General features: G+C 50.6%; 11 protein-coding genes. 1 reads left to right on the forward strand and 10 read right to left on the reverse strand.

The window, feature by feature from the left end; genetic code table 11:
- Window positions 1-707, reverse strand: a 707-nt coding sequence (locus tag ACYC56_RS09600; protein WP_461373959.1) for a PD-(D/E)XK nuclease family protein, incomplete at its 3' end; no start/stop codon positions are given.
- A 105-nt stretch (window positions 708-812) separates the two neighbouring features.
- Between ACYC56_RS09600 and ACYC56_RS09605 the strand changes: the two genes are divergently transcribed.
- On the forward strand, window positions 813-2210 hold the full coding sequence (locus tag ACYC56_RS09605; RefSeq protein ID WP_461373960.1) for a sortase: 1398 nt from the start codon (window positions 813-815) through the stop codon (window positions 2208-2210).
- 29 nt (window positions 2211-2239) lie between these two features.
- On the opposite strand, the gene ACYC56_RS09610 is transcribed toward ACYC56_RS09605, so the two are convergent.
- The 9 genes from ACYC56_RS09610 to ACYC56_RS09650 form a co-directional block, all read right to left on the reverse strand.
- Window positions 2240-3013: an ABC transporter permease gene (locus tag ACYC56_RS09610; RefSeq protein WP_461373961.1), complete on the reverse strand. Its 774-nt coding sequence runs from the start codon at window positions 3011-3013 to the stop codon at window positions 2240-2242.
- Entirely contained in the window at window positions 3000-3935 is a 936-nt protein-coding gene (locus ACYC56_RS09615; RefSeq protein WP_461373962.1) for an ABC transporter ATP-binding protein, read from the reverse strand. Before ACYC56_RS09615 ends, ACYC56_RS09610 begins: the two co-directional genes overlap by 14 nt.
- Complete coding sequence (locus ACYC56_RS09620) at window positions 3936-4142, reverse strand: PLD nuclease N-terminal domain-containing protein (RefSeq protein ID WP_461373963.1); 207 nt, start codon at window positions 4140-4142, stop codon at window positions 3936-3938.
- Window positions 4143-4278: 136 nt separating this feature from the next.
- On the reverse strand, window positions 4279-4881 hold the full coding sequence (locus tag ACYC56_RS09625) for an MCP four helix bundle domain-containing protein (RefSeq protein ID WP_461373964.1): 603 nt from the start codon (window positions 4879-4881) through the stop codon (window positions 4279-4281).
- Between the two features lie 94 nt (window positions 4882-4975).
- The gene (locus tag ACYC56_RS09630) at window positions 4976-6247 is read right to left on the reverse strand and encodes a S1C family serine protease (RefSeq protein WP_461373965.1); all 1272 of its coding nucleotides are present in this window, start codon (window positions 6245-6247) and stop codon (window positions 4976-4978) included.
- A gap of 114 nt (window positions 6248-6361) precedes the next feature.
- On the reverse strand, window positions 6362-7426 hold the full coding sequence (locus ACYC56_RS09635; protein WP_461373966.1) for a sensor histidine kinase: 1065 nt from the start codon (window positions 7424-7426) through the stop codon (window positions 6362-6364).
- 3 nt (window positions 7427-7429) lie between these two features.
- A complete protein-coding gene (locus ACYC56_RS09640; RefSeq protein WP_461373967.1) occupies window positions 7430-8110 on the reverse strand; it encodes a response regulator transcription factor in 681 nt (226 codons plus the stop codon).
- Between the two features lie 73 nt (window positions 8111-8183).
- Window positions 8184-8378 (reverse strand): hypothetical protein, encoded by a 195-nt coding sequence (locus ACYC56_RS09645; RefSeq protein ID WP_461373968.1) that lies wholly within the window; start codon window positions 8376-8378, stop codon window positions 8184-8186.
- Window positions 8379-8429: 51 nt separating this feature from the next.
- Window positions 8430-8939 carry an EXLDI protein gene (locus tag ACYC56_RS09650; protein WP_461373969.1) on the reverse strand — a complete coding sequence of 170 codons (510 nt, stop codon included), beginning with the start codon at window positions 8937-8939 and terminating at the stop codon, window positions 8430-8432.
- Window positions 8940-9047 lie beyond the last annotated feature (108 nt).

The following is a 9047-nucleotide window of genomic DNA, read 5'->3' on the forward strand; positions in this document are numbered from 1 at the left end:
CGGCAGATGGATTTGACGTTGCACCAGCCGTTGCACTGCCAGTTGTCGAAGTCGGCGGGCGGCAGAACGTCGTGGTTGAACGCCCGGTCGAGCATGGGGAGCTTCTGCTTGAGCAGCGCTTCTATCTCTTTTTCGTTCCAGAGCTGGGCTTCGCAGATTTTAACGCCCTTCATGTCGAGATACACCACCTGCAGCCGCTCGATTTCGTACGGCACAAGCCAGGCGTAAAGGTTGAGCTGCTGGCTGTGGTTCCTGAACGGATAGCTGAATCTCGGCACTTCCTTTGCGGTTTTATAATCCCTGATCAGCTTCTTCTCTGGGAGTATGATATCGGGTTGGCCGGATATTTTTATACCGTTGAACTCGCGGTAAAACCGCTTTTCTGCGACCGCGTCTTTTTCTTGATAGCGCTCGATGATGAGGTGGGCAAGCTCTCCCCTGAAGGCGAAGTAGAGTTGCTCGAGGTCGACGTAGTGGTCGTATTTGCTGCTGAGGTACGACTCCCTGAGGCAGCCGGAGAGCTGCGTTACCGTGATGCCTTCACGCTCGACGCGTTCCCTATCGGTCATCGCTTTTATGATCGGCGCGGTGAAATGACACTCGTTCGAGGTAGTCTCCGCGCATGCGATGCATTCCTCAAACGTTACCGAGCGCCCGCGATCGTGTTTTCTCGAAGGCTTGGCGCACTTAAAACCAACTAATCCCACTAGAAGATCTCCCCTTTGGACTAAACCTGCCGCAATACTACCACAACTACCAATTTTTGGTAATATGTTTCCGATAGGCTGCTAGTGCGATAAAATAGAGCTTATATGAATGCAAAAGATACTGCTAAACCGCACAAGAAGACAAAGAAGGCCAAGACCAAAAGGAGCGGGCACAACAAGCTCTCGACTCTGCTTATCGTGGTCGGCATCATCGTCATCATAATTCCATTCGTCACCGAGATCTACGGCTACTTCGAGGCCCGTAAACTAACGAACGCATGGGAAGTGCAGGCCAAGGACCAGCGCACAAGGGGCGACAAGATAAAGACCTTCCAGGACGAACTGGTGGCTTCAGGTCAACTGCCGCAGGAGGATTCCATCATCGATAACTCGAAGCTGGGCAAATCGATAACCAACAAAAAGGACTCCGAGCGTAAAAAGCCGTTTCCTAAGACCAGAATCCGAATCCCGAAAATCGGTGTCGACCAGGTAATCCTTGAAGGCGTCGGTCCGGAAATACTGCAGTACGGGCCCGGACACTACGTCGGAAGCTGTAACCCGGGCGAGCGGGGCAACGTGGGAATCGCCGGTCACAGGGTTACCTACACCCACCCGTTTAACCGGCTCGACGAGCTAAGCAACGGCGATACCGTCATCCTGGAAACCGTTGATTTTATCTACGAATACCAGGTCGAGAACATGATGGTCACCGACCCGAAGAACGTCTCGAACCTGCAGCCGACATCCGACCCGAGGGTCACGCTTACCACCTGTAACCCGAAGTACAGCGCGAAAACCAGGCTTAACGTAATAGGCGTGCTTATAAACACCAAGCCGCAGCGGGTTAACATCGTCCGCGCGGTAAAGCAAATCAAAGAAATATTTAAGACCGAGAAAACAATCGAGAAGATCAGGTTCGACGATAAACCAAAAACCACCAAAGAGTACCAGCACGACCTGAAAGCTGCGCAGAAAGCAATAAACAAGAACCCCCTCGATGGGAACGCCTATATCCTCATGTCGCGCAGTTGCCTGGGGTTGGAGAAATACGCGGAATCATACCAGGCGCTCAAGAAAGCCGAGCTGATCCAGCCGGATTCGGTCGAGGTGCAGCGAATGTACCGGTTAATAGAGATAAAGAAAAAGCAGCTTGAAGGTGAGGTGCGCACAGCGGAAAGCCTTACGGCCAGCAACGGGTTAAACCCCATGCCCTACTTTGAGCTCGGACGCATGTGCCTTGCTACCGAGAATTACGAGGAGGCCGCCCAAGCATTCAAAAATGGTTCGTTAGCCGCCCCCTATGCGGCGGATATGTATGCCTACCAAGCGTTAGCATACGAGAAAATGAAAAGGGATGATTTGGCCGTTACCACATACAACCTGGCATTACGCTTCGACCCTACATATCCCGAGGCCGTCGAAGGACTCAAACGGGTGCAAGGCGGTAAATCCGCCAGCGGGCTCGATGTAAATAGTCTCCCCTACAAATTAAGGCCGCAGTAAGAACAGGTGCAACAATAACGCCCCGATAATTACCGTTCGATCTCCTGTCCTCTAAAGACAACAACAGCGAGAATTATCGAAACGGCTACCAACACGACTGTTACGATAGTTGGCGATAAAAACGCCGAATCCCATCCTTTTTGGAGTAAGTCGGGGTAGCGGGAGAGGACGTAACCGGGAGAATAGTCGGCGATTCTTGAAAACGCGCTGAGAATCGAACCGAAAACAAACGAGCTGAACAAGCCGATCACACCGGCCACCGCCGTGCTTTTCACAAGCGTACTGGCAGCGATAGTAATCGACAGGATGAGCAGCAGATAAGCGAGCGTTAGAACGGCGACAATAAAAAAGTTCACGAAACCGAAACTCGTAAAAAGAAGAACCGTGTAAAGGTAAAAAACTACGACGCCGACCAGGTAAAATACCGTTACGGTCGAGAAGTAGGCCAGGAACTTGGAGAGGATAAAGCTCTGCCTCGAGACCGGCTTTACCAAGACCATCTCCAGCGTTTTTCTTACCTTTTCATCTGCAACCGCCCCGGCAACGACGAAAATCAACAGGAAGATGACCAACTGGCTGGCGTTCTTCACAAATTGAGTAATGGCATCGTTAAACGTTGGCTCGGGGATTTTTATGGTGATGCCGCCCTGGCTGGTAAGGTTTTTAACCAGCTGCGGCAGAAGTTTTGCGGAAATGGGTGAGACCATAGCAAGGAAGAGAAAAATGATTGCAAGGATCAGCAGTTTTTTTGAGCGCACTTGTTCTAGCAAATCTTTTTTAAATAAAACACTAATGGTGCCCATTGTTATCCCCTAATATTTCAACGAATAGATCTTCGGTTTCCGGCAAGGTGAGACCGTAATTCAAAATGCCGATATCGAACCTTGCCAGGGTTTTAAGCGGTACGTTCGTTTCCATGACCCGGCTGTCTTTCAGCCAGATCTTTATCTGGTTGCCGTTCTTCTCTACCCGCCGCGACCAGCTACTTTTTTCAAGCTCCGGCACGACTTCGCCGGGATCTCTCACAAAATCTACGCGAAGAATCGGGGTGGCATACCGTTCCTTAAGCTCAGGGAGCGGTGACTCGATGACCAACTCCCCTTTATTTATGATAGCGACCTCACTGCAGACTCTATCGACATCGGCCAGTATATGGGTAGACATAAAGATGGTCTTACTCTTTCCAAGCTCTTCGATTACACTCAAGACTTCTTTTCTGCCGATGGGGTCGAGGGCCGAAACCGGCTCATCCAGTATGACGACTTGCGGATCGTTGATTAAGGCCTGGGCGATGCCTAATCGCTGCTTCATACCGTTCGAGTATGAGCTTATCTTCTTGTTTTGAGCCGATTCAAGGTCTACTAAACCGATCAAGTTCTTGACCCGTTGCGACTTCTGTTCGCTTGAAAGATTAAAGAGGCCGGCGACAAAATGCAGGTACTCTTTTCCGGTCATCCAGCCGTAAAAAGAGGGTTGCTCCGGCAGGTAGCCGAATAAACCGTGGTTTTTAGACTCACCAAAACGTATCGCAGACCCGGCGATCTCAATGCTGCCGCCGGTTGCCCTTAAAAGCCCGACCATCATCCTTATCGTCGTGGTTTTGCCGGCGCCGTTCGGCCCTAAAAAGCCGAAAACCGTGTTCTTCCCCACCTCGATGCTAAGGTTTGATACCGCTCTAAAATTACCGAACGACTTGGAGAGGTCGGTGATCTTGATAATGCTCAATTAGTCCTCCGCCCTCCCGAAGAGAAAATAGGCGATGGGCCCGAGAAGCTCGAAAAAGAGGACGATGATAATCCAGATGGCGGGGCTTAAGTTTCGCGTCTTTTTGCGCTTTACAATATCCGCTATCGCCCAGATAAGTGCTGCTAGTTGTAGAATGAGTAGTGGTGCGGCCAGCTTTAAGATGTTTACGATGTCTTGATTGGGCATGGTAGCCTCCTTCGATATTTAAATTTTAGCATTAACTAGAAGATTAACTAGATTTTTCTCATACAAGAACTCCACCGGATAGTTTACCGGTGGAGTTCTTGTACTACTAGAGCTTAGCTATGCTGTATTTATATTTTTATAGTTCCTGCGGCGGTCCTTGATAGCCTGCCGGTGCTGCCGGCGGTGTTGATGTATCGGATGGGTTGAAGTGACCTGGCCCAAACCCTCCGAATCCGGGCGGTCCGCCAAAACCGCGTCCGCGGCCTCCGCGCATGTGGCCCCCGAATAGGAATCCGAGTTGATTCAGATCAAGACTGTTTTCCTTCGCCCAGGCCTGCAGCTCCGTGCGCTGCTTCTCCATGGCCTGCCTTCTCTCTTCGGGAGTGAGTGCCTTAAAGGTCTCCATCTTGTTCTTCATCTCGTTCTGCAGCTCGTCCATCTTCTTAAGAATGGCGTCCTTCTGCTTTGCCGTAATCTTGCCATCCTTAACGTCCTGGCTAAGCTTCTGTTCCAGCATCGCTTTGTGTTGCACCTCGCGCTCTTGCTTGAAATCGCCGAGCACCTTGTCTACCTTGCTGCGATCGAGGCCGAATGCCTGGACCAGCTTTTCGATAACCGGCGGATAGCTTTGCGTCGTTTGCTTACTGGCAGCAAAAACGCTGTACCCTCCTGCGAGTGTGATCAATAGCGCGGCAACGGCGATGCCTATTATGACTTTGATTCTTACCTTTGGCTTCATCTATGCTTGCCTCCTTCCATAAAAGATAGTTCGCACGATAAGCCTATTGTCGCAAACGAATCTGAGAAATCGCTTAGAAAGGACGTTTTATCCATTATTGTTTCGGTTTTTCCGTAAGAGTAAGTGTGGTCTTGCCCTCTTTGCCGTTCCTGACGTATGTTACCTCAAGGCGATCGCCGACTTCCTTCTGCCGGATTTCGGCAATCAGCGTGCCCATATCATCGATAGGTGTACCACCGATGGCGATTATGATGTCGTCCTTCTTCAAACCGGCCTTTGCCGCTGGTCCACCGGGTACGACTTCGGCGACTAGCGCGCCTTCGTCAATGGCGGTCTCGTTGTCGTTCGCGACTTCGCTCACATCACGGCCGAGAATGCCTATGTACGGGTGACTTGCCTTGCCTTGCTTTATAAGCTGGTCGGCGACTCTTTTCGCCATATCCACCGGAATCGCAAAGCCGACGCCGTCATTTACACCGCTGCTCGATATAATAAGCGCGCTGATCCCTATCACCTTGCCGGTGGCATCACTTAGGGCGCCTCCGCTGTTTCCGGGATTTATCGGCGCATCCGTCTGTATCAGATTGCTATAGGATACGCTATCCCCGCCCTGCTCATCCGGAATCGTTACGTTTCGGTTGAGTGCGCTTATAATGCCGGAGGTCACAGTATGCTCGAAGCCGAAGGGGCTTCCGATGGCAACGGCGGGCTCGCCGACCTGAAGGTTCTTAGTGGACCCGAATTCGGCGGCGGGCAGACCGGTTTTATCGACCTTGATGATTGCCAGATCGGTCTCCGGGTCTGCGGCGACTAATTTGGCCTTTACCTCATCGTTTCCTATGGTGACAGATATGGCCCTTGCGCCCGATACGACATGGTTGTTGGTGATAATATAGCCATCCTGTGTATAGATGACACCGGAGCCGACCCCGCTCGTCAGCCCTGAATGGACCGCGTCCTGCGGCCCCTGGTTAACGCTGACGTTTACAACCGATGGCCCGAGTTTCTTTGCAACCGCAGTAGCCGGGCTCACTGCTCCATTTACTTTGACGATCTCATTTGAGGTACCGGTTGATTGGTTCTGCCCGCTACTAAAGACGGCCTTGGGCGTACTGCCGTACATATACGGGAGAGCATATGCCACGATGAGCCCGCCGACGACCGCACTGAGAAACGAGGTGCCGATCATCAAACCCGTGAGCCTGCGCCCAAGCCCCGGATTGCCCGTACCTCTCTCTTCGACATGCACGGTTTTTGCGGACTCCCCTACGTCTGAGCGAATGCGCTCGTCGGGTGCCTCGAAACCTGTTTTATCACGATCGCTTCTCTCCTCCATAATCTTTCCTTTCATGCTCCGTAAAATCATGCGGTATCTTGTTTATTTACCTCGTTCGGGGGTTTCCTACACCTTAATGATTATCTGAAACAAACCTGAGAAATCGCTTAAGAAATGGAGTAAACGAAGAACTTTTGCCGCTATTTATTGCTTGCGGGGAAGGGTTATGGTGAAGGTCGTTCCCTTATCGGGTACGCTCTCGACATCGATGGTTCCGTTATGCATGTCAACGATGGTTTTAGCGATCGATAAACCGAGACCGTAGCCTTCGACCTTGGTTTTTGTTCGAGAAGCCTCTGCGCGGTAGAACCGCTTGAAGATATAGGGCAAGTCGCTTGCCCGAATACCGGTGCCAAAATCCTGCACGATTATTGCGACTTTGTTCTTTACGGGATATGCGCGCACGATTATTTTTCCATCCTGGTTGCTGTATTTGATGGCATTGTCCAGAAGGATTGTGAGCAGCTTGACAAGACTATCCCCGTCGGCCTCCGCAGTAACATCATCGATAGTGCCCTCAATCTCAATATGTTTATTGTTGGCGAGCGCCTTTACATTTTGACGCGCTGCTTCAACCACGTTCAGCACGCTAACGTCTTTAAAGCTGCTCTTACTGCCCGTATTCTGGTAGCGGCCCAGTATCAAGAGACTGTCGGAGAGTTGCTGGAGCTTCTCGATCTCCTCCAGATTGCTGGCGAGCACCTCCCGTGCGTACGGTGTGTCAAAGTCCTTATCGCGAAGCGCTACTTCGACCTCGGTTCTCATAGCGGTCAACGGTGTACGCAGCTCGTGGGATGCGTCTGCAACGAACCGTTTCTGCTCATCCACCATGTTTTCGATAGGTCTGAGCGTACGACCGGCCAAGAAGTACCCGGCCATCCCGGCGATCACAAACATGGCGCCGTTAAAGGAAAGAAGCTGCAGCGCGACCCTTCTTCTCGCTTCCTCATATAGCTGATTATCCAGAGCCCCGCCCGGCGCTAAACCGCGTAGTACAAGTACAGAAGACCCGGGATTACGGCCAAAGGGATGATGAAACATGTCTTGCGGCGGCCCTTGCTCCACAGCGTCGCGCATCGCCTGCGCGCGAAGACCCCTGTTGATTTCAAACGTCGCACCTTGGAATACCGCCAGGCTGAAGAGAACACTAATGACCATGATACTTAAGAGGTACCAAACGGTGAGCTTAAGACGGGCGGAATGAAACATGTATTATGCGTCCCTTCCGATTTTATAGCCAAATCCCCGTACGGTTTGTAACAAGGAGGGCTTATCATTAAATGGCTTATCGATCTTATTCCTCAAGTAACCGACGTACACCTCGACCGTGTTGGGAAGTATATCGGCATCATAATGCCATACATGATTGATGATCTGGTCCTTGGTAAGAATCCTGTTTTTATTGCGCAGCATGTACTCGAGCAGGGCGAACTCTTTCTTTGATAGATCGATGTGCAGTCCCGCCCGGATAACCTCATAGGTGAGCGTGTTAAGACTTAGATCTTCCGCTGAGAGCATCGAGCCGAGGCTCTCTTTAGGTCTCCTGGATAGAGCCCTGATTCGTGCGAGCAATTCAGCAAACGCAAAGGGCTTGACCAAATAATCGTCGGCCCCGGCATTTAAGCCTTCGACTTTATCGTTGAGTTGGCCTTTCGCTGTCAGCATGAGAATGGGCGTGTGTATATGGGATCGCCGCAGTTGCCGGCACACCTCGATGCCGTCCATCTTCGGCAACATTACGTCCAAAATGATGACGTCGTAATCCGTGGTCGACGCGAAGCCGAACCCGGATTCCCCATCGTACGAGACGTCGACCGCGTAAGTTTCCTGCTCCAAACCCCGCTTTATAGAATTGGCTATCTTATGTTCGTCTTCTACAACCAAAATTCTCATTTGCTTGTAGTATAACAACTCTAAACTGAGAAACAACTGAGAAACCGGATAATGTCTACAGAGGATGCCTATATTACTTGATGATGTTAGCCAGGTGGAGCAGCCACATAAAACCGCCAACAGCGAGTAAAAGGATGGCAAAGCAGGCCGAAAGCATCATAAGCCCGGCCGGCGATCCCCAGCTCATCGCAAAGTATTTTTCCATCTCGCTCATATTATGATGGTGCTCTCTCGCTTCTTTTATTTTTTCGATTTTTTTCTCGTTCACTTCTTCTCCTTCCTGCCAATCCGCGCTATCTGAGCCGCGTGGGTCTCTTATCTAAATATCTAAGTACTCAACCGCGTTTTCTTCTCGCTCTGCTAAATCCTTCACTACCTTTAACAGTTCTGCCGGGATTCTGCCCTCGAGTTGTTCCGGCTTTGGCGCCACAAATAGCTCTGAATAGTTGCTGTTTTCCAGATAGGCACCGCTCTTTTTCCAGTCTTTCGGATTGGTCATGAGGCTGGCCTTGCTAATAGTAGTCAAGCAAACCGCCCAATTACTCTTCTGAGTTATGTAGATTTTGGCGCTCAACCACCATTCTTTATCGTCGCTAAATCCTTGCCATTTACCAACCCGAGAGCCGATAAACCGTTGCTCTCTTTCTGAACCCTTGGCTCCGACGGTAATTCTGACCTCCTTCATTCCTTGTTGTTTTTCTTTAGAACGCGCCACAAATTCTCGAAGCGCACGGGCAATGACCGAAGATAGGGCTTCTCCGGCAATTTCTTGCGCCTCTTCAAAAACCTCTTCATCCTTTTTGCTAACGTAAATAGTTCTATTTGCCATATTATAAGTATATGTATACGTATATCATCTATCAAGGGTTTTTATTTAGGCCAAGGGCTTGGTCGTGCTATCGGTAATAGCGAGGATTGGTGAAATCGGCAGTGCCTG

It is taken from the genome of Candidatus Aquicultor sp., assembly GCF_054640775.1.

Bases quoted from the DNA above. Each gene is read 5' to 3' on its own strand.
- ACYC56_RS09605 (WP_461373960.1), top strand. From the start codon at position 813: ATGAATGCAAAAGATACTGCTAAACCGCACAAGAAGACAAAGAAGGCC.
- ACYC56_RS09610 (WP_461373961.1), bottom strand. From the start codon at position 3,013: ATGGGCACCATTAGTGTTTTATTTAAAAAAGATTTGCTAGAACAAGTG.
- ACYC56_RS09620 (WP_461373963.1), bottom strand. From the start codon at position 4,142: ATGCCCAATCAAGACATCGTAAACATCTTAAAGCTGGCCGCACCACTA.
- ACYC56_RS09625 (WP_461373964.1), bottom strand. From the start codon at position 4,881: ATGAAGCCAAAGGTAAGAATCAAAGTCATAATAGGCATCGCCGTTGCC.
- ACYC56_RS09630 (WP_461373965.1), bottom strand. From the start codon at position 6,247: ATGATTTTACGGAGCATGAAAGGAAAGATTATGGAGGAGAGAAGCGAT.
- ACYC56_RS09635 (WP_461373966.1), bottom strand. From the start codon at position 7,426: ATGTTTCATTCCGCCCGTCTTAAGCTCACCGTTTGGTACCTCTTAAGT.
- ACYC56_RS09640 (WP_461373967.1), bottom strand. From the start codon at position 8,110: ATGAGAATTTTGGTTGTAGAAGACGAACATAAGATAGCCAATTCTATA.
- ACYC56_RS09650 (WP_461373969.1), bottom strand. From the start codon at position 8,939: ATGGCAAATAGAACTATTTACGTTAGCAAAAAGGATGAAGAGGTTTTT.